Source organism: Rhodoferax sp., from assembly GCF_028715765.1.
Taxonomy (GTDB): domain Bacteria; phylum Pseudomonadota; class Gammaproteobacteria; order Burkholderiales; family Burkholderiaceae_C; genus Rhodoferax.
Genome location: NZ_JAQURE010000038.1, coordinates 1 through 20,024, shown reverse-complemented (window position 1 = coordinate 20,024; position 20,024 = coordinate 1). Strand labels below are relative to the sequence as shown.

The following is a 20,024-nucleotide window of genomic DNA, read 5'->3' as shown; positions in this document are numbered from 1 at the left end:
CGTTTAGCGTCCGGACAGTTTTTAGCCTAAAAACAAAGCTATTGCTGCCAAAATTGACATATTTCTTTCCCATCCATTAAACCCGGGATTTTTTATGCGCCAAACCGTTCACCAACTTTTTAACCTGACCGGCAAAACCGCTCTCATCACCGGCGGCTCGCGCGGGCTGGGGCTGCAAATGGCGCACGCGCTGGGTGAAGCGGGCGCGCGCGTGATGTTGGCCGCGCGCAAGGCCGATGAGCTGGAAGCCGCCACCGCCGACTTGCAAGCCGCTGGCATCGACGCGCGTTGGGTGGCGGCCGACTGCGCGGTCGAACCCGACCTGGACAAACTGGTGTCTGAGACCTTGCAGCGCATGGGCGACATCGACATTCTGGTCAACAACGCGGGTGCCACTTGGGGCGCACCCGCGCAAGACCACCCCATAGAAGCCTGGGACAAAGTGATGGCGCTCAACGTGCGCGGCTACTTTTTGCTCAGCCAACTGGTGGGCAAACACAGCATGATTGAGCGTGGCGGGCGCATCATCAACGTGGCTTCCATTGCCGGTCTGGGCGGCAACCCGGCGGGCATGCACACCCTGGCCTACAACACCAGCAAAGGCGCGGTGATCAACTTCACCCGTGCGCTGGCGTGTGAATGGGGGCGCTACGGCATCAACGTCAACGCCATTTGCCCGGGCTTTTTCCCCAGCAAGATGACCGCCGGCACGCTGGCCGCGCTGGGTGAAGAGCGTATTGCTGGCAGCGCTCCGCTGCAACGCCTGGGCGACGAAGAAGATTTGAAAGGCATCACACTGCTTTTTGCCAGCGATGCGGGCAAACACATCACCGGGCAGTGGCTGGCGGTGGACGGCGGCGTGAGCGCCAGGGTAGGGGGCTGAGCATGCCAAAAACAGAGCCCGAAGCTGCCACTCAAGTGCCTGCGGGGCTTGACTTTGGCGTGCAGATTCCGTTTGTCAGCCACCTGGGCTTTGTGCTCACGCGCTTTGCTGATGGGCAGTCCGAAATCACTTTCACAGCGCGCCCCGAGCATCTCAACTCGTATGGTGTCACGCACGGCGGTGCGCTGATGACGCTGCTGGACGTGACCATGGCGATGGCCGCGCGTGCCGATATGCCACAGGTGGGCGTGGTGACGATCGAGATGAAGACCAGCTTCATGCGTCCATCGCATGGCCCGCTGGTAGCTCGCGGCAAACTGCTGCACCGCACCGCCACCCTGGCCTTCACCGAGGCCACCGTGTTTGATCAAGACGGCAAAGCCTGCGCGCACGCTACTGGCACCTTCAAAACCATCAAGCGATTGCCCACCAGCGCACGCAGTGTGCAAGACTGGAATCGCCCAAGTTTGGCCGCAGATGCATAACAAAATATGCTGCTAGCCCTTATTGAATAAGTGCTAGCAGCTTCTTTATTCATAGTAAGTCAAGAAAATATCACCATGCCCATGAATCAACAAATCGTGCTCGACAATCGTCCCACCGGCGAAGCCGTGGCCAGCAATTTCAAATTGGTGAGCAGCCCCACACCTGCATTGACAGACGGCCAGGTGCTGGTTCGTCACCACTACCTGAGCCTGGACCCTTACATGCGCGGCCGCATGAATGACGGCAAAAGCTACGCCGCGCCACAGCCGCTGGGTGAGGTGATGATTGGCGGCACGGTGGGCGAGGTGGTTGAGAGCCGTCACGCCAAGTTTGTCGTGGGTGACCAGGTGGTCGGCATGGGCGGCTGGCAAGAGTACAGCGTGGTCAACGGCAACGATGTGGGCGCCTTACGCAAGGTCGGCAAGGTCGATGCCACACACATTCCTTTGAGCGCCTATCTGGGTGCGGTGGGTATGCCCGGCGTGACGGCCTGGTACGGGCTGGTCAAGATCATTGAGCCAAAAGCCGGTGAAACCATGGTGGTGAGTGCCGCGACCGGCGCGGTGGGCAGTGCGTTTGGCGCGCTGGCCAAAGCGCGCGGCTGCCGTGTGGTGGGCATTGCCGGTGGGCCGGACAAGTGCAAATACGCCGTTGATGAACTGGGTTTTGACGACTGCATTGACTACAAGCAGCACCCGCATGTGGGCTCATTGGCCAAAGCGCTCAAGGTGGCGTGCCCGAACGGCATTGACGGCTATTTTGAAAATGTGGGCGGCATGATTCTGGACGCGGTGCTGCTGCGCATGAACGCCTTTGGCCGTATTACGGTGTGCGGCATGATTGCCGGCTACAACGGCGAGCCGCTGCCCATGACCAACCCGGCGTTGATTCTGGTGAGCCGCCTCAAGGTGCAGGGCTTCATCGTCAGCGAGCACATGGAAGTCTGGCCCGAAGCCCTGAAAGAACTGGGCACACTGGTGGCTTCAGGCAAATTGCGCCCGCGCGAATCGGTGGCGCAAGGCATCGCCGCCGCACCCGAGGCGTTTCTGGGGCTGCTCAAGGGCAAAAATTTTGGCAAGCAACTGGTGAAGTTGGTTTAACTGGTGTTGTGTGCTGCTTGGATTAGTATAAAAAATATAGCTGCTCACGCCTATGATATAAGGGTATAAAGGCTTTTTTACATGTATTTATTTCGCAATGATGTGAGCCTGACAAAGGAGGTGCTATGACATTCAAACTTTGGTCCATTGGCAGTCGCGCCAACGCAGTCAATACGCCCCCCAATGCGCCCGTGTGGCGGCTACTGGCCTTTGACGACCTGCGCGTGGCCGAGCTTTACGAAGTGCTGCGCCTGCGCAGCGAGGTGTTTGTGGTGGAACAGCAGTGCGTGTTTCAAGACATAGACGGTGCCGATCACCAAGCCATGCACCTGCTCGGTGTGCAGCATGGCGCATTGCAGGCCTACGCCCGTTGTTTTGAAGCTGGGGTCAAATTCCCCGAGGCCAGCTTTGGCCGGGTATTGACCCGCGCCAGTGCCCGTGGCACCGGGCTGGGTCACGCCCTGATAGACCAAGCTGTCTCCGCCATCAACCAGGTCTGGGGGCCGCAAGCCATACGCATTGGCGCGCAATTGCAGCTGGCGGCTTTCTATGGCAAGCATGGGTTTGTGGATGTGGGTAAAACTTACATGGAAGACGGGATTGCCCATCTGGAAATGTTGCGCCCGGTTTAGCGCGTATCCATGCGGTGGCTGCGCCAGGTGTTGCGAACGGGCTTGTCGTTGGCTTTGGTTTGCCGGGACACCATCACCCCAGTAGGGCAATGGTGCACTGCGGTAACATCAAACCCTTCCCAAAAAGCCAGCCGCGCGGGTGCTGATTGACCCGCTTGCGGCTGCACCGACCTTACCCGATGAACGCACCCCTCCCGCTTAAATCTTTGTTGCCCGCTGGTGCCTTTGTGCCCCACACGCCTGAGCGCATTCGCGAAATTCCCTACAACTACACCTCGTTTTCTGACCGGGAAATCGTGATTCGGCTGCTGGGCGACGCGGCCTGGGGTTGGCTCAACGCTCTGCGCGAAGAGCGTCACACCGGTCGCTCGGCGCGCATGCTTTACGAAGTGCTGGGCGACATTTGGGTGGTGCAGCGCAACCCCTACTTGCAAGACGACCTGCTAGACAACCCTAAACGCCGCCTGTTGCTGGTAGAGGCCTTGCAGCACCGCTTGAACGAAGTCCAAAAACGCCGCACGCCAGCCGTTGACCCTGCGCGTGACACCTTGGTGGGGCATTTGCTTGACGCGGCTGGCCAGGCCGTTCACAAGTTCGATGCCACTTTTGTTGAAACTTCGTTGCTGCGCCGCAAAACGCACAAAGTGCTGGCCAAGCTCACGGCCAAAGACAACATCAAGTTTGATGGTTTGAGCCGCGTCAGCCATGTGACCGACGCCACCGACTGGCGCGTGGAATACCCGTTTGTGGTGATCACGCCCGACACCGAGGCCGAGATGGCGCACTTGGTCAAAGGCTGTATTGAGCTGGGCCTGACGATCATCCCGCGCGGCGGCGGCACCGGTTACACCGGCGGTGTCATTCCCCTGACTTGGAAAAGTGTGGTCATCAACACCGAAAAGTTGGAGGCCATGACCGAGGTAGAGATGCGTCTGCTGCCTGGCCTGAACCATGAAGTGGGCACCGTCTGGACTGAAGCCGGGGTGGTGACCAACCGTGTCTCACACGCGGCCGAGCGCGCCGGGTTTGTGTTTGCCGTTGACCCCACCTCCGCCGAAGCATCTTGTATTGGCGGCAACATTGCCATGAATGCCGGTGGCAAGAAAGCGGTGCTTTGGGGCACGGCGCTGGACAACCTGGCCAGCTGGCGCATGGTCACGCCCCAAGCCCAGTGGCTGGAGGTGACGCGCCTGAACCACAACATGGGCAAGATTCATGATGCCGAAGTGGCTAGCTTCGAGCTCAAGTATTTTGAGGCAGACGGCAAAACGCACGTCCGCACCGAACGGCTTGACATACCTGGCAAAACCTTCCGCAAAGAAGGGTTGGGCAAAGACGTGACCGACAAGTTTTTGAGCGGTTTGCCGGGTATTCAAAAAGAAGGTTGCGATGGCCTGATCACCAGCGCGCGCTGGGTGGTGCACAAAATGCCCGCCCACACGCGCACCGTGTGCCTGGAGTTTTTTGGCAATGCCAAAGATGCGGTGCCGAGCATTGTTGAAATCAAAGACTTCATGTTTGCCGAGCAAAAACGCTCCGGCGTGCTGCTGGCGGGGTTGGAGCACCTGGATGATCGGTATTTGAAAGCGGTGGGCTATGCCACCAAGTCGAAAAAAGGCGCTGTCCACGGTGGCGTGCCCAAAATGGTGCTGTTTGGCGATATTGCTGGTGACAACGCCGACGACGTGGCACGCGTCACCAGCGAGGTGGTGCGCATTGCCAACTCGCGCAGCGGCGAGGGTTTCATTGCCATCAGCCCCGAGGCGCGTAAAAAATTCTGGCTAGACCGCAAACGCACGGCAGCCATCAGCCGCCACACCAACGCTTTCAAGATCAATGAAGACGTGGTGATTCCGCTGCCGCGCATGGCTGAATACACCGACGGCATTGAGCGCATCAACATTGAGCTGAGCCTGCATAACAAGCTGGCTTTGTGCGATGCGCTGGAAGACTTTTTTACCCAAGGCAACTTACCACTGGGGCGCCAAGATGATGCCAGCGAGATTTCTGCCACTGAAATGCTGGAAGACCGGGTCGCACAAGCGCTGGCGCTGCTGGCCGATGTGCGTGCCCTGTGGGTGGGTTGGCTGCGGGATGTGGAGCCGCTGTTCACGCAACTGCAAGACCATTCTTTGCGCGCCAGCTGGAAGACGCAAATTCGCCAGCCGCTGCAGCAAATTTTCAGCGGCGTGGCATTTGAGCCGGTTCTCAAAGCCTGCAACGCCATTCACCAGCAGGTGCTCAAAAGCAGGGTCTGGGTGGCCCTGCACATGCACGCCGGTGACGGCAATGTGCACACCAACATTCCGGTCAACAGCGATGACTACGACATGCTGCAGGCGGCTCACGGCGCTGTCAAACGCATCATGGCGCTGGCCCGCAGTCTGGACGGCGTGATCTCGGGCGAACACGGCATTGGCATCACCAAACTGGAGTTTTTGAGCGATGCCGAGCTGCAGCCGTTCACCGACTACAAGGCCAGGGTGGACCCGGAAGGGCGTTTCAACAAAGGCAAGTTGCTACGAAATAAAGAGCCACTAACGCATATAAATAAAGGGCTAGAGCCTGATTTATTATATGCTGATCTGACCAACGCCTACACCCCCAGTTTTGGCCTGATGGGGCATGAATCGCTCATCATGCAGCAGAGTGACATTGGCGCCATTGCCGACAGCGTGAAAGACTGCCTGCGCTGCGGCAAGTGCAAGCCGGTGTGCTCCACGCATGTGCCGCGCGCCAATTTGCTGTACAGCCCGCGCAACAAGATTCTGGCCACCTCGCTTCTGGTGGAAGCCTTTTTGTACGAAGAGCAAACCCGCCGCGGTGTCAGCATCAAGCATTGGCAAGAGTTTGAAGACGTGGCCGATCACTGCACGGTGTGCCACAAGTGCCTTCAGCCCTGCCCGGTCAACATCGACTTTGGCGACGTGTCGATGAACATGCGTAACCTGTTGCGCAAGATGGGCAAAAAAACGTTCAGACCGGCCGGCGCGGCTGCCATGTTTCTGCTCAATGCCAGCAACCCCGAAACCATCAAAATGGCACGCTCGGTGATGGTCAATCTGGCCATCAAATCGCAGCGCCTGGCCGCTGACCTGCTCAAGGTCATTGCCCGCAAACAGACCAAGGCGCCGCCTGCCACCCTGGGCGCGGCGCCGATCAAAGAGCAGGTGATTCACTTCATCAACAAGAAGCTGCCGGGCGGTTTGCCCAAGAAAACCGCGCGCGCCTTGCTTGACATTGAAGACCGGGACTATGTGCCGATCATCCGCAACCCGAAAACCACCACGGCCGAGACCGAAGCGGTGTTCTATTTTCCCGGTTGTGGCTCGGAGCGCCTGTTCAGCCAGGTTGGCTTGGCGACGCAGGCCATGTTGTGGCACGCCGGGGTGCAAACCGTGTTGCCGCCGGGTTATTTGTGCTGTGGTTACCCGCAGCGTGGCGGCGGTCAATTTGACAAAGCTGAAAAAATGATCACCGACAACCGGGTGCTGTTCCACCGGGTGGCCAACACGCTCAATTACCTCGACATCAAAACCGTGGTGGTGAGTTGCGGTACCTGTTATGACCAGTTGCAGAGCTATGAGTTTGAGAAAATTTTTCCGGGTTGCCGCATCATCGACATCCACGAATATTTGCTGAGCAAAGGCATCACGCTGGCCAATGCCGGGGCATTTTTGTTCCACGACCCGTGCCACAGCCCGATGAAGCTGCAGGAACCGCTCAAAACCGTCAAGGCTTTGCTGGGGGATAACGTGATCCAGTCGGAACGCTGCTGTGGCGAGGCTGGCACGCTGGCCTTGAATCGGCCGGATGTCGCGACACAAATCCGCTTTCGCAAGGAAGAGGAAATTCTCAAGGGCGAAGCTCAGTTGCGTCAAATGCCCGGTGTCGGTGCCAAAGACAACATAAAGATGCTGACCTCCTGCCCCGCCTGTTTGCAGGGCTTGAGCCGGTTTGGCGAAGACCTGCAAAACGGTTTGCTGGAAGCCGATTACATTGTGGTTGAAATGGCCAGACAGATTTTGGGCGAGCAGTGGATGCCCGACTACGTCAAGGTGGCCAACGCTGGCGGCATCGAGCGCGTGCTGGTTTGATTGGCAGGTGGTTCTTAAAACTGAAATAAATGAGGTGACAAGTCATGGCAGGTTTACAAAATGGCGCTCCCGCGCCACAAGACATCACGGTTCACAGCCAGTCGCGTGTGCTGGAGGTGAGTTTTTCTGACGGGGCGTCTTTTCGCATACCGTTTGAACTGATGCGGGTCTACAGCCCGTCGGCCGAGGTGGCCGGCCACGGACCCGGGCAAGAGACCCTGCAAACTGGCAAGCGCGAAGTCACTTTGACAGGCTTGGAGCCGGTGGGTAACTACGCGGTGCAGCCAGCGTTTTCTGACGGTCACGACACGGGCATTTTCTCGTGGGACTACCTGTATTTTCTGGGTTCACAGCAAGACAAATTGTGGGCCGACTACACCGCACGGCTGGCGGCGGCTGGCGCAGACCGCGATGCCCCCATGCCAGAAAAAGCCGGTGGCAGCTGTGGCCACCATTGAACCCTTTCACTTTTTATTCCCATGAGCACCACACACTTCGGTTTCAAGACCGTTCCAGAGACAGAAAAAGCCCAGCACGTCAAAGGTGTTTTTGACTCGGTCGCACCCAAATACGACCTGATGAACGACCTCATGTCCATGGGCTTGCACCGCGCCTGGAAGGCCTACACCGTGCTGGTGGCGAATGTGCATGAGGGGGACAAAGTGCTCGACATTGCGGGTGGCACCGGCGACCTGGCCTTGGCGTTTGCCAAAAAGGTGGGTAAATCCGGCCAGGTGGTGCACACCGACATCAATGAAGCCATGTTGCGCACCGGGCGCGACCGCTTGGTGGATGCCGGTGTGGTGTTGCCCACGCTGGTGTGTGATGCTGAACACCTGCCGTTTCCTGATGCCCATTTCAACCTGGTCACGGTGGCTTTTGGTCTGCGCAACATGACGCACAAGGACGTGGCCTTGGCTGAGATGAACCGGGTGCTTAAACCGGGTGGCAAGCTGTTGGTGCTGGAGTTTTCCAAAGTTGCCAAGCCGCTAGAAAAAGCCTATGACTGGTATTCGTTCAAGGTGTTGCCCAAATTAGGTCAATGGGTGGCGGGTGATGCCTCCAGTTACCAATATCTGGCTGAGTCGATTCGCATGCACCCAAGTCAAGAAGAGCTCAAATCCCTGATGAAGGCTAATGGTTTTGGCCATGTGGATTACCACAACATGACGGGTGGTCTGGTAGCCTTGCATGTGGGTATCAAGTGTTGAGCGGATTTTTCGCCCAATGCTGTTGAGAATCAAATCTAATCAGGAGAAATCATGAAACGTTGGCTATCGGTTTTGAGCATCTGTTTGGCTCTGGTTGCGGGGCATGCTGAAGCCGCCAAGCGTTTTGGCGGCGGCAAGTCTTTCGGTCAACAGTCCAGCAACGTCACGCAGCGTCAGGCTACACCTGCACCTTCGCAAGCAGCCAACAACGCTGCCAAAGCACCGGCTGCAGCACCTGCTGCAGCGGCACCCAAGAAACCTTGGGGCGCTATGTTGGGCGGTTTAGCGGCGGGTTTGGGCTTGGCTTGGTTGGCCAGCTCGCTTGGGCTGGGGGCGGCCATGGGGCAGTTCATGATGTTTGCGTTGTTGGCGCTGGTCATCATGGTGGCGGTGGGCTGGTTCATGCGGCGTAAAAACCAAGGGGCTCAAGCTGCAACTTCACCGTTTGCGTTTCAAGGTGCGGCTGCCGGCGCTGGCGCAGCGTCTGCCTCAACACCATTGTCGGCTGGCTATCGGCCTGAAAATGTGGGTAACGATGCCTCTGCCCGGCCTTGGGAGCGCAACACCACCGCTTTTGAAGCCAGCACCCCGGCCAGCACCGCTACGTCGGGTTCGATGATTGGCTCTGGTTTGTTGGGTGCACAGACTTGGGGAATTCCTGCAGGTTTTGACTCTGACGGCTTTTTGAACTCTGCCAAAGCTAATTTCGTCTCTTTGCAGGCGGCTTGGGACAAATCAGACATTCCTGCCTTGCGTGTGATGATGACAGACACCATGCTGAAAGAAATTCAGGCGCAACTCGCTGAGCGTGAAACCCATCCGGGAGGCCCACAAAACATGACTGAAGTGGTCATGATCGAAGCCCATTTGTTGGGGATTGAAGATTTGGGCAACGATTACATGGCCAGCGTGGAGTTCTCAGGCATGATTCGTGAAGATGCGGCCAGCTCACCGAGCCCCTTCCGAGAAGTCTGGAACATGGTCAAATCCAAAAATGGCAACAATGGTTGGTTGGTTGCAGGGGTTCAAGCCCTGCAGTAAGGCCGAGGCTTATTTTTCGGGGAATAATCGGGGACTATGAGCACACAGTCCCCTTTTTCATTTCTGGAGGGTCTCCTCCAAAAATTCCCACTTTCTCAAATTCAACCACCCGCCTGGGCGGTCAACGAAGCGCAGCGCCGCATGGTTTTGTTGCTGAACCATGTGTTGATGCAAGAGCCCGAAGCCATGGCACGGCTGGCTCGGCAAAAAAACCAGGTGATGCTGGTTCAGTGGCGCACTTTTAATTTCAAGTTGCAAGCCACCCCAGCGGGTTTGCTCGACTTGGCCAGCGCTGAAACACCAGCCGACTTGGTGATGACCTTGACTGACGAATCACCTTGGTCTTTGGCACAGGCCACCTTGCGTGGCGAAAAACCTGCAGTCCGCATCGAGGGTGATGTGCAACTGGCCGCAGAGGTCAATTGGCTGGTGGAGCATGTGCGCTGGGACATGGAAGATGACTTGGCGCGTGTCATGGGCGATGTGCCGGCGCATACCTTGAGCAAAATCGCCACCACACTGGCCACCTCGTTGCGCGAATTCATGGCCAAAGCGGCTACGTTTGTGCCTGGCAAGTCAAGCCTATGACGCGCCTTTTTCGTGGGGCGTTCATCCTTTGGGTGATGCTGCGTCATGGCCTGGATGAGCTGGTGCTGACCAGTTTCAACAAGCCATGGTTGTTGCGCTTGGCACGGTTGCTGACGTTAGGGCGCAAGCTAGACGCGCCGCGTGGCCAGCGCATTCGGGAAGCGCTTGAGAGTTTGGGACCTATTTTTGTCAAATTCGGGCAAGTGCTCTCCACCCGGCGTGACTTGCTGCCGGTGGACATTGCTGACGAATTGGCCCGGCTGCAAGATCGTGTGCCACCGTTTCCCAGTGAAGTGGCCATTGAGATCATTGAGCGCGCTTTTAAAAAGCCGGTAGACAGCATCTTTGTGTCGTTTGAACGTCAGCCAGTGGCCAGTGCATCCATTGCCCAGGTGCACTTTGCGGTGCTCAAAACCAAGCAAGGCATCGAGCGCGAGGTGGCCGTGAAGGTGTTGCGCCCAGGCATGTTGACCGTGATCGACAAAGACCTGGATTTGCTGCGCATGATGGCGGGCTGGGTGGAGTCGTTCTCAGACGATGGTAAACGCTTGAAGCCGCGTGAGGTGGTGGCCGAGTTTGACAAATACCTGCACGACGAGCTTGACCTGGTGCGCGAAGCCTCCAGCGCCGCTCAGTTGCGTCGCAACATGGCTGACCTGGATCTGGTGCTGATTCCTGAAATGTTTTGGGACTACTGCATGCCTGAGGTGATGGTGATGGAGCGCATGAAAGGCTTGCCCATTAACCAGGTTGAGCGTTTGCGTGCGGCTGGGGTCGATATACCCAAACTGGCGCGTGACGGTGTCACCATATTCTTCACGCAGGTCTTTCGCGATGGTTTTTTTCATGCCGACATGCACCCTGGCAACATTCAAGTCAGCATTGACCCAGCTACGTTTGGGCGTTACATCTCGCTCGACTTTGGCATTGTGGGCACGCTGACCGCCATCGACAAAGAATACCTGGCGCAGAATTTCACCGCTTTTTTCCGGCGTGATTACAAACGCGTGGCAGAACTGCACATTGAATCAGGTTGGGTGCCCGCAACCACCCGCGTCGACGAGCTTGAAGCCGCAGTGCGTGCCGTGTGCGAGCCTTACTTTGACCGGCCCTTGAAAGAACTGTCGTTGGGCATGGTGCTGATGCGCTTGTTTCAAACCTCACGCCGGTTTCAGGTTGAAATTCAGCCGCAACTGGTGCTGTTGCAAAAAACCTTGCTCAACATCGAAGGCCTGGGGCGCGACCTCGACCCCGACCTGGACTTGTGGCACACCGCCAAGCCGTTCCTCGAAAAATGGATGGTTGACCAAATTGGCCCGAAAAAATTGCTTGACGAGTTGCGCAACGAGGCGCCGCATTACGCCAAACTGCTGCCAGAGCTGCCGCGCCTGCTGTTTGAATTTTTGAAACACCCGCCCAGCGGTGGCCAATCGGCCGAGTTGCGCGCCTTGCTGCAAGAACAAAAACGCACCAACCGCCTGCTCCAAACCCTGATCTATGGCGGCATGGGCTTCGTGCTGGGGCTGTTGGCCATGCAGGTGTTGGTACGCGTGCGGATGTTTTGAGTCAGCTCTGGGTTGACTTTTCAAACTTCATTACGCCAGGTCAGTCTTTTCAGCTTGGCACAGCTGCTTGAGCTGGTACAAGGCCTGCAGCGCTTCACGCGGGCTTAATTCATCAGGATTTAGGGCTCTAGCCCATGTATCTATTGCGCTAGCAGCTCTATTTTCTGTAGCAATAGGTGCGCTGAACAAGTCCACTTGTGCCTGCGACTGGCTGGCTTGTGCCTCTAGTGCGTCCAGTGTGTGGCGGGCATGGTTGAGCACAGCCGCGGGCATGCCCGCCAGCCGTGCCACCTGAATGCCGTAGCTTTTGCTGGCCGGACCAGGCTGGATTTCATGCAAAAACACAATGTCACGGCCACTCTCGGCGGCGCTCACATGCACATTGATGGCGCTGTGGTGGCTGGCTGGAAACTCGGTCAGCTCAAAATAATGCGTGGCAAACAGCGTGTAGGCTTGGGTTTTGTCGTGCAACTGGGTGGCAATGGCACTGGCCAGCGCCAGCCCGTCAAAGGTGCTGGTGCCGCGGCCAATTTCATCCATCAGCACCAGTGACTGGGGCGTGGCGGTGTTCAATATCTGCGCAGCTTCCAGCATTTCCAGCATGAAGGTGGACTGCGCATTGGCCAGGTCATCAGCCGCGCCAATGCGGGTGTAGATGGCGTCGATGGGGCCAAGGCGGCAACTGGCTGCGGGCACATAGCTGCCCATGCTGGCCAGCAGCGTGATCACCGCAATTTGCCGCATGTAGGTGGATTTACCACCCATGTTGGGGCCGGTGATGATTTGCATGCGCTGCTTGTGGCTGAGGTGCGTGTCATTGGCAATGAAAGTGCCCGAGCCAGTGGTGTGGCCTTGTCCATTGGTTTCATTCAGGCGTGCTTGCACCACCGGGTGACGGCCTTGCACGATGTCCAGGCAGGGTTCGATGGCAAATTGTGGTGCGCACCATTCCAGCGTCAGGCTGCGCTCGGCCAGCGCACACAGGGCATCCTGGGTGGCCAGGGCGCGCGCCAAGCGGGTGAGGGCGGGCACATGCGGCTGCAGGGCGTCAAGCAGTTGCTCATAGAGCCATTTTTCGCGTGCCAAGGCACGCTCTGAGGCGCTCAGGGCTTTGTCTTCAAAGGCTTTGAGCTCAGGGGTGATGAAACGCTCGGCATTTTTCAGCGTCTGGCGGCGGCGGTAGTCGTCGGGCACTTTGTCAAGCTGACCTTGTGACACTTCGATAAAAAAGCCATGCACCCGGTTGAACTGCACCCGCAGGTTGGCAATGCCGGTGCGCTGTTTTTCGCGTGTTTCAAGATCCAGTAAAAAACTGTCGCAGTTGGTTTGAATGGCGCGCAGATCGTCGAGTTCGGCATCCCAGCCGTTGGCAATCACCCCGCCGTCGCGCACCAGTACGGCAGGCTCGGGGGCCAGGGTGCGGGCCAGCAAGTCCAGGCACTCGGTAGGAGCGCAAAGATGCTCAGAAATTTGAGTTAAAAAAGGCTCTAGACCCTGTAGAAATGGCGCAAGTAGCTCTGTTTTTTGAAGCGTTTTAAGCAAGCCCATCAGTTCACGTGGGCGCACTTGGCGCAACGCCAGGCGCGCGGTGATGCGCTCCACATCGGTGCAGCCTTTGAGCTGGCCGCGCAGCGCTTGCCACAAGCCCGTCACCGCCGTAGCGGTGGGTTGGCGCAGGATGGCAATGGCGTTCAGGCGCTCTTTGGCGTGTGTGCGGTCGCGTTTGGGCTGCAACAGCCAACTTTTCAGCAAGCGGCTGCCCATGCCGGTCATGCAGGTGTCGAGCAATGAAAACAGCGTGGGCGTGTCTTCTCCGCGCAGGGTTTGCACCAGCTCCAGGTTGCGCCGGGTGCTGGGTGGCAGGTCAATCAGCTCGTTGGCACGCTGCACCCGCAGGCTGTGAATATGGGTCAAGGGGCGGCCTTGGGTGTGCTCGGCGTAGGCCAGCAGGGCGGCGGCGGCGGCGTGGGCATGGGGCAGGTCTTGGGCACCCCAGGCGGCCAGGCTGGCGGCATTCAGGTGCGCCAGCAGCGTGCGCTGGCCTAGACCCGCGTCAAACTGCCAGTCTGGCCGCATGCTCACAGACAGCTGGGTACCCAGCCCGCGCACACTGGCTTCAAAGGCGGGTGTGGCACCGGCACTGAAAATGACCTCGCCCGCGCCAATGCGTTGCACCCAGTCCGGCAGTTCGTCAGGGCTGCACTCCGCCAGCACCACTTCCCCTTGGGTGACACTGAGCCAGGCCAAGCCGCAGCAGTTGCGCGCGCCCTGGTGCAGGGCCAGCAACATGGATTCGGCTTTGTCGGCCATCAGCTCCAGGTCGGTCAAGGTGCCGGGCGTGACCACTCGCACCACTTTGCGTTCCAGCGGCCCTTTGGTGTTGGCTGCATCGCCCATCTGCTCACAAATGGCCACCGATTCACCCAGTTTGATCAGCCGCGCCAGGTAGGTATCGACCGAATGAAAGGGCACCCCCGCCATGCTGACGGGTTGGCCCGCACTTTGGCCGCGCTGCGTCAGGGTGATGTTGAGCAAACGCGCTGCTTTTTCCGCATCGGCATAAAACAGCTCGTAAAAATCGCCCATGCGGTAAAACAGCAGGGTGTTGGGGTAGTCTGCCTTCAGACCCAAATACTGGGCCATCATGGGGGTGTGCGCTGTGTTCACGATCGCTTCGTCTGAGCTTTGTGTCTTGTCTTTTGAAATCAATGGATGACGTCCAGTCTAAAAAATTACCCTTGTGATAGTGTCACATGGGTTGCAGTGCGCTGTAGTTTTCCCGCCTTTTCCATGGCGTAAATGCAGCGATAAAGCGCCTCGTGGGTAACCCCAAGTTCGGCGGCCAGTGATTTGATGCCAGAGCTGATTGGAAAACATCCTTTGTCGCCCTCGGTCTCCAAAAGGTGGACAAAGCGGTCTTGCACCCTGGTAAGAGAGAGCCGCTCGCATTGCAATCGCAAGCGTTTGACCTCTTTGTTGAGCATGCCAATCCAACGCCCGGCAAAGGCTGGATCGTTGTCCAACGCGTCGCGGACTTGGCGAATGGGTATCTGGATCATTTTGGTGTTGGCCACAACCTGGCCGGTGCAGTGATAGATCGCAGATTGAAGGCTTGCTTCGCTCACGAAGCCTCGGCGTGTGCGTTGCAAGATGACCGAAGCGCCTTGCCGGTCAGGGCGCTCCAAAACCACCTCGCCGCTGACCACAAAAAACATGTGCTCGGGTCTATCACCTGCCTTGAAAAGACACGTTCCCTTGGGTGATTCAAGCGCTGCGCAGAAGGCGACCAAGCCCCTCGGCAGCAGTTGGTGAAGCTCTTCTGAGGTATTTGTAAACATGGGTAAAGCTCTCATCCATATGATTTTAATCATATGATATTTATCAATGCGTGACCCATACTCACTGCAACGATTCATGAGAGGTTTATATGTCCAGTGCCTTGTTTCAATTTGGCGAAATGCGCCCCGAATACCCGATGCCGGTTCTCAACGAGAGAGCAGTTCGTGCCGCTGCAGGGGTGTTGTTTTTTCTCGGGTTGATCAGTTTCATGAATGCCTGGCTCACCGGAAACTTTCAGCCTACACGGGTGTTTGTGGTCAGCTTTTTGATCGAGTTCACCATTCGAATTTTGGTGAATCCACGCTTTGCGCCGATCATGATTTTGGGGCAGTGGATGGTGCGAAAGCAGCAACCAGAATGGAGTGGCGCGCCACAAAAGCGTTTCGCATGGGCTATTGGGTTCGTGCTGGCAGCCAGCATGCTTTACCTGGTGGTGCTCAACCATGTCATTGGGCCGATCAACCTGATTGTTTGCTCGATGTGCTTGACCCTGCTATTTTTTGAGACGGCGTTTGGCATTTGCATTGGCTGCAAAATTTACAACTTCTTTAACAAGGAAAAGGCGCAGCTTTGTCCCGGTGGCGTATGTGAGATGCCTGCAGACCAAACGCCAACCACCTCACTCGCACAAACGGCCATTGTCATCGTTTTCGCGGTGGTGGTTGGCATCATCTCGCAGTGGGTTTACAGCACGCCGCCCAATCGGGTTGCTGATTTTGAGAAGTCTGTCGCGACCCAGCCTGCTGCTCCTATTGACCCCGCAGAAGCCGAGCGCTGCAAGGTTCCTGACTTTGCCAAAGCGATGGGACATGAAGAAAAATGGAAACTGCACAACAACTGCAAGTGATCACACACCGTTTGCAACTCACGCCTCCCACACTTCAAAAGCTTTCTGGCAGCGCCCAACATGAAGTGCACATGGCGCATAAAGTGAGACGCAAGGCACACAAGGCGTCCGCTGGCGGCTTGCCGAGGCTTGACGCCGTTTAAAAGTCGGCTTCTTCCGGGCTGGGTGTGGCCGGCGCGGTTGGTGTAGCTGGGGCAGATTGCGCCAGTTCGGCCACTGCAGCGCGTACCGCAGCTTTGTCACCTGCCACGGCAAATTTGCTGTATTTGCCCAAAATAGCCACCATCTGACCATAGATGCGCGGGTTGCCGGCCATGCACTCACGTTGTTCCAAAAAGTTGGCATCGCCCGAGAAATTGCCCACCAAGCCACCCGCCTCGGTGATCAGGAGCGAGCCAGCGGCCACATCCCAAGGCTGCAAACCCAGCTCAAAAAAGCCATCGGTAAAGCCCGCAGCCACGTAGGCCAAGTCCAGCGCTGCGGCACCTGGGCGGCGCAACCCGGCGGTGCGGGCCATCATGTCACCCATCAAGCGCAGGTAGGTGTTGATGTCATCTTCTGGGCGGTAAGGAAAGCCGGTGGCAATCAGGCATTCTTGCAGGCGTGTGCGCTTGGCCACACGAATGCGGCGGTTGTTCATGTAGGCACCGCGCCCTTTGGTGGCGGTAAAGAGGTCGTTGCGGGTGGGGTCGTAAATGACCGCTTGCTCAACCTTGCCTTTGACGGCCAGCGCAATGCTGACGCAGTAGGTGGGCAGCCCGTGGATGAAGTTGGTGGTGCCGTCGAGCGGATCAATGATCCAGACATAGTCAGAGTCTTGCGCCCCGTGCTCACGGCCTGATTCTTCGGCCCAGATGGCGTGGCCGGGGTAGGCACCCAGCAGGGTTTCAATGATGAGTGCTTCAGAGGCCTGATCGACTTCGGTGACAAAGTCGTTGACTTGTTTTTGTGACACGCGAACCGATTCCACGTCAAGGGCGGCGCGGTTGATGATGGCGCCAGCAGCGCGAGCGGCCTTCACGGCCACATTGATCATGGGGTGCAAGTTGGATGGTGTCATGGATTGTGTAGTGAGGGATGAACGGACACGCTGCGCGGCGATGCGGTCAGCGACAATCGTGCGATTTTAAGCTGTACCGCCATGAAGACCCGATTCATCCTGATCAACACCAGCCACGCGGGCAATGTGGGCGCTGCCGCGCGCGCCATGAAAACCATGGGCTTTGATGACCTGGTGCTGGTGGCACCGCGCTGGCCCAATGTGCTGCGCCGCGAAGAAACCATCCAGCGATCCAGTGGTGCGCTGGATGTGCTGAAAAATGCTCGCATTGTCGCCACACTGGACGATGCCTTGGACGGCATGACCCACCTGTGCGCCACCGCCATGACCCCGCGTGACTTTGGTCCACCCACCACCACGCCTCGCAAGCACTTTGATGAACTCCTGAAAAAAGAGCTACTCAAGCAATCAAATCAAGCGTTAGAGCCTGAAAATGCTCAAAATACTGGCGTGGCGTTTTTGTTTGGTTCAGAACGTTTTGGCATGCGCAATGAAGACGTTTACCGCTGCCATGTGTGCCTGAGCATTCCCAGCAACCCCAAGTTTGGCTCACTCAACCTGGGTGCGGCGTTGCAAGTGATTGCCTATGACTGGCGCGAGGCGCTGGCCGCTTACCCGGTGCAGTCGGCCACCGTGCAAGCGGTGTTGGCCGATGCGGCGCAAGTGTCAGGCATGTTGACGCACCTTGAGCAGGCCTTGACCCACATCGGCTTTTTAGACCCGGCCTCGCCCAAGAAGCTCATGCCCCGGTTGAATCAGTTGTTCAACCGCGCGCAACTCACCCAGGAAGAAATTCACATTTTGCGTGGCATGGCCAAGATGATGCTTAAACCCAGCACCCATGCTAATCCTGCCCCAAGGGCTGACAGTGGCGCAGCCCAAGCGCCAGATGAGCCATTTCCCATGGCAGAAGCAGTGGCAGACCGTCAAAGTTAGACTCTAAAGTATGTTTTCACGAATCAAATCTGACGTTCAATGTATCTTGGAGCGCGACCCGGCGGCGCGCAGCACCTGGGAGGTGTTGACCTGTTACCCCGGCTTGCACGCCGTCATCTTGCACCGCATGGCACATGCGTTTTGGACGCATGGCTTCAAGTGGTTGGGGCGCTACACCTCTCACGTGGCTCGGTTTTTGACTGGCATTGAAATTCATCCGGGTGCCAAAATTGGTGAGCGGGTGTTTTTTGACCATGCCATGGGCGTGGTGGTGGGTGAAACTGCCGAGATTGGCGATGACTGCACCATTTACCAGGGTGTGACGCTGGGCGGCACCTCGCTCTACAAGGGCACCAAGCGCCACCCCACGTTGGGCAAAGGCGTGGTGGTAGGGGCGGGTGCGCAGGTGTTGGGCGGCTTTGCCGTGGGTGACGGTGCCAAGGTGGGCTCTAACGCGGTGGTCACCAAACCCGTGCCCGCCGGTGCCACGGCGGTAGGCAACCCAGCGCGCATCATCCAGGCAGAGCAAGATGTGAAACGCGAAGAAGTAGCCGCCAAAATGGGTTTTTCAGCTTATGGCATCACGCAAAGTGACGACCCCTTGAGCCAAGCCATGCGCGGCCTGATTGACAGTGCCGCAGGCCAAGAGCATCAAATTGCCATGCTGTGGCAAGCCATTGAAAAACTCAACTGCCCACGTCAGGTGGTCACCATCGTGCCGCAAGATGCGGCGCGGCAAGAGCACTTTGAGGCAGACAAACTCAATCAGCTGGTCGGAAAATAGCTTGGCCGACCCCGCTGTGAGCAAAACTCATTCATGACAAGCCGGTAGCGCAAAGCTCTGGGCACTGGCCTGCGGCCAACTGTGTTGGTAGATCAGCGGCAAGCTGCTCAAGTCGTCTTTGAGCAGAGCCCCTTCAGGCAACTGCGTCAAGATCAATTGCGCCAGAGACAGCACTCGCCGGTCGGCCGTGCGGCGCACGATGTGGTGTGCGGTGATCTCCCTGGGGTGCTGCAAGCCGGCGGCTTGCACCAGCTCTTTCAACGCGTGCAGGGTTTGCTGGTGGTAGTTGAACACCCGCTCGGCCTTGTCTGGCACCACCAGTGCTTTTTGCCGGTGGGGGTCTTGCGTGGCCACGCCAGTGGGGCAGGCATCGGTGTGGCAGTGTTGCGACTGGATGCAGCCCAGCGCAAACATGAAGCCGCGCGCGGCGTTGCACCAGTCGGCCCCCAGCGCCATCAGGCGGGCGATGTCAAATGCGCTGGTTACTTTGCCGGCGCAGCCGACGCGGATGCGGCTGCGCAAGCCCGCACCACGCAGCGTGTTGTGCACCAGCAGCAGGCCTTCTTGCAGTGGCGAGCCCACATGGTCGGTGAACTCCAGCGGTGCGGCGCCGGTTCCGCCCTCAGCCCCATCCACCACAATAAAGTCGGGCGTGATGCCGGTTTGCAGCATCGCTTTGACGATGCCAAACCACTCCCACGGGTGGCCAATGCACAGCTTAAAGCCGGTTGGTTTGCCACCCGAGAGTTCGCGCAGATGTTCAATGAACTGCATCATCTCGACCGGGCTACTGAACGCACTGTGGGCGGCGGGCGAGACGCAGTCCACACCCACCGGCACACCGCGCGCGGTGGCAATCTCAGGTGTGACCTTGGGGCCGGGCAGCATGCCGCCGTGGCCAGGCTTGGCACCCTGGCTGAGTTTGAGCTCCACCATCTTGACCTGCGGGTCGCGCGCGTTGGTGATGAATTTGTCGGCGCTGAAGCTGCCGTCTGCGTTGCGGCAGCCAAAGTAGCCAGAGCCAATTTCCCAGATCAAATCACCGCCATTTTGCCAGTGGTGTTTTGAGATCGAGCCTTCTCCTGTGTCATGTGCAAAGCCGCCGCGTTTGGCCCCGGCGTTCAGCGCCAAGATGGCGTGGGCGCTTAGCGCCCCAAAGCTCATGGCCGAGATGTTGAACACGCTGGCGCTGTAAGGCTGGGCGCGGTCTGCGCCAATGGTGATGCGAAAGTCGTGCGAGGCCAGCTGGGTGGGCTGCATGGCATGGTTCATCCACTCATAGCCTTCAGCGTAGACGTTGAGCTGGGTGCCAAACGGATGCTTGTCAGACTCGCCCTTGGCGCGTTGGTACACCAGTGAGCGCTGGGCGCGGGAAAAGGGGGTGGCTTCGGTGTCGCTTTCCAGAAAATACTGGCGAATTTCGGGCCGCACATATTCCAGCATGTAGCGCATGCG

Annotated in this window: 17 protein-coding genes; 13 read left to right on the top strand and 4 right to left on the bottom strand. The window is 58.0% G+C overall.

Annotated elements, in window-relative coordinates:
• The first annotated feature begins 94 nt into the window (after window positions 1-94).
• The 10 genes from PHT20_RS12620 to ubiB all read left to right on the top strand — a co-directional run bounded on the left by PHT20_RS12620 (window position 95) and on the right by ubiB (window position 11,603).
• On the top strand, window positions 95-883 hold the full coding sequence (locus tag PHT20_RS12620) for an SDR family oxidoreductase (RefSeq protein WP_301020793.1): 789 nt from the start codon (window positions 95-97) through the stop codon (window positions 881-883).
• 2 nt (window positions 884-885) lie between these two features.
• Window positions 886-1,368 carry a PaaI family thioesterase gene (locus tag PHT20_RS12615; protein ID WP_301020792.1) on the top strand — a complete coding sequence of 161 codons (483 nt, stop codon included), beginning with the start codon at window positions 886-888 and terminating at the stop codon, window positions 1,366-1,368.
• Window positions 1,369-1,443: 75 nt separating this feature from the next.
• Window positions 1,444-2,469: an NADP-dependent oxidoreductase gene (locus PHT20_RS12610; RefSeq protein WP_301020791.1), complete on the top strand. Its 1,026-nt coding sequence runs from the start codon at window positions 1,444-1,446 to the stop codon at window positions 2,467-2,469.
• Window positions 2,470-2,594: 125 nt separating this feature from the next.
• Window positions 2,595-3,101: a GNAT family N-acetyltransferase gene (locus PHT20_RS12605; RefSeq protein ID WP_301020790.1), complete on the top strand. Its 507-nt coding sequence runs from the start codon at window positions 2,595-2,597 to the stop codon at window positions 3,099-3,101.
• A gap of 179 nt (window positions 3,102-3,280) precedes the next feature.
• The gene (locus PHT20_RS12600) at window positions 3,281-7,198 is read left to right on the top strand and encodes an FAD/FMN-binding oxidoreductase (RefSeq protein WP_301020789.1); all 3,918 of its coding nucleotides are present in this window, start codon (window positions 3,281-3,283) and stop codon (window positions 7,196-7,198) included.
• A 44-nt stretch (window positions 7,199-7,242) separates the two neighbouring features.
• Entirely contained in the window at window positions 7,243-7,656 is a 414-nt protein-coding gene (locus PHT20_RS12595) for a DUF971 domain-containing protein (RefSeq protein WP_301020788.1), read from the top strand.
• Window positions 7,657-7,677: 21 nt separating this feature from the next.
• Window positions 7,678-8,409, top strand: a complete 732-nt coding sequence (ubiE, locus tag PHT20_RS12590; RefSeq protein ID WP_301020787.1) for a bifunctional demethylmenaquinone methyltransferase/2-methoxy-6-polyprenyl-1,4-benzoquinol methylase UbiE — start codon at window positions 7,678-7,680, stop codon at window positions 8,407-8,409.
• A gap of 51 nt (window positions 8,410-8,460) precedes the next feature.
• Window positions 8,461-9,450 carry a Tim44-like domain-containing protein gene (locus tag PHT20_RS12585; protein ID WP_301020786.1) on the top strand — a complete coding sequence of 330 codons (990 nt, stop codon included), beginning with the start codon at window positions 8,461-8,463 and terminating at the stop codon, window positions 9,448-9,450.
• A gap of 141 nt (window positions 9,451-9,591) precedes the next feature.
• Window positions 9,592-10,038, top strand: coding sequence for a hypothetical protein (locus tag PHT20_RS12580; RefSeq protein WP_301020785.1), 447 nt, complete (start codon window positions 9,592-9,594; stop codon window positions 10,036-10,038).
• Entirely contained in the window at window positions 10,035-11,603 is a 1,569-nt protein-coding gene (gene ubiB, locus PHT20_RS12575) for a ubiquinone biosynthesis regulatory protein kinase UbiB (RefSeq protein ID WP_301020784.1), read from the top strand. Before PHT20_RS12580 ends, ubiB begins: the two co-directional genes overlap by 4 nt.
• 30 nt (window positions 11,604-11,633) lie before the next feature.
• Here ubiB and mutS read toward each other — a convergent pair whose 3' ends face one another.
• Both mutS and PHT20_RS12565 read right to left on the bottom strand, forming a co-directional pair.
• The gene (mutS, locus tag PHT20_RS12570; protein ID WP_301020804.1) at window positions 11,634-14,249 is read right to left on the bottom strand and encodes a DNA mismatch repair protein MutS; all 2,616 of its coding nucleotides are present in this window, start codon (window positions 14,247-14,249) and stop codon (window positions 11,634-11,636) included.
• A gap of 86 nt (window positions 14,250-14,335) precedes the next feature.
• Entirely contained in the window at window positions 14,336-15,019 is a 684-nt protein-coding gene (locus PHT20_RS12565) for a Crp/Fnr family transcriptional regulator (protein WP_301020783.1), read from the bottom strand.
• 11 nt (window positions 15,020-15,030) lie between these two features.
• Here PHT20_RS12565 and PHT20_RS12560 point away from each other — a divergent pair, with 11 nt between their 5' ends.
• Window positions 15,031-15,789, top strand: coding sequence for a DUF4395 domain-containing protein (locus tag PHT20_RS12560; RefSeq protein ID WP_300083982.1), 759 nt, complete (start codon window positions 15,031-15,033; stop codon window positions 15,787-15,789).
• A 139-nt stretch (window positions 15,790-15,928) separates the two neighbouring features.
• Here PHT20_RS12560 and PHT20_RS12555 read toward each other — a convergent pair whose 3' ends face one another.
• On the bottom strand, window positions 15,929-16,849 hold the full coding sequence (locus PHT20_RS12555; protein WP_301020782.1) for an inositol monophosphatase family protein: 921 nt from the start codon (window positions 16,847-16,849) through the stop codon (window positions 15,929-15,931).
• Between the two features lie 81 nt (window positions 16,850-16,930).
• Here PHT20_RS12555 and PHT20_RS12550 point away from each other — a divergent pair, with 81 nt between their 5' ends.
• Window positions 16,931-17,785, top strand: a complete 855-nt coding sequence (locus PHT20_RS12550; protein WP_301020781.1) for an RNA methyltransferase — start codon at window positions 16,931-16,933, stop codon at window positions 17,783-17,785.
• A 10-nt stretch (window positions 17,786-17,795) separates the two neighbouring features.
• Window positions 17,796-18,569 (top strand): serine O-acetyltransferase, encoded by a 774-nt coding sequence (gene cysE, locus PHT20_RS12545; RefSeq protein WP_301020780.1) that lies wholly within the window; start codon window positions 17,796-17,798, stop codon window positions 18,567-18,569.
• Window positions 18,570-18,596: 27 nt separating this feature from the next.
• Here the strand turns inward: cysE and PHT20_RS12540 are convergent.
• The coding region (locus PHT20_RS12540; RefSeq protein ID WP_301020779.1) for an FMN-binding glutamate synthase family protein at window positions 18,597-20,024 on the bottom strand (1,428 nt) is incomplete at its 5' end.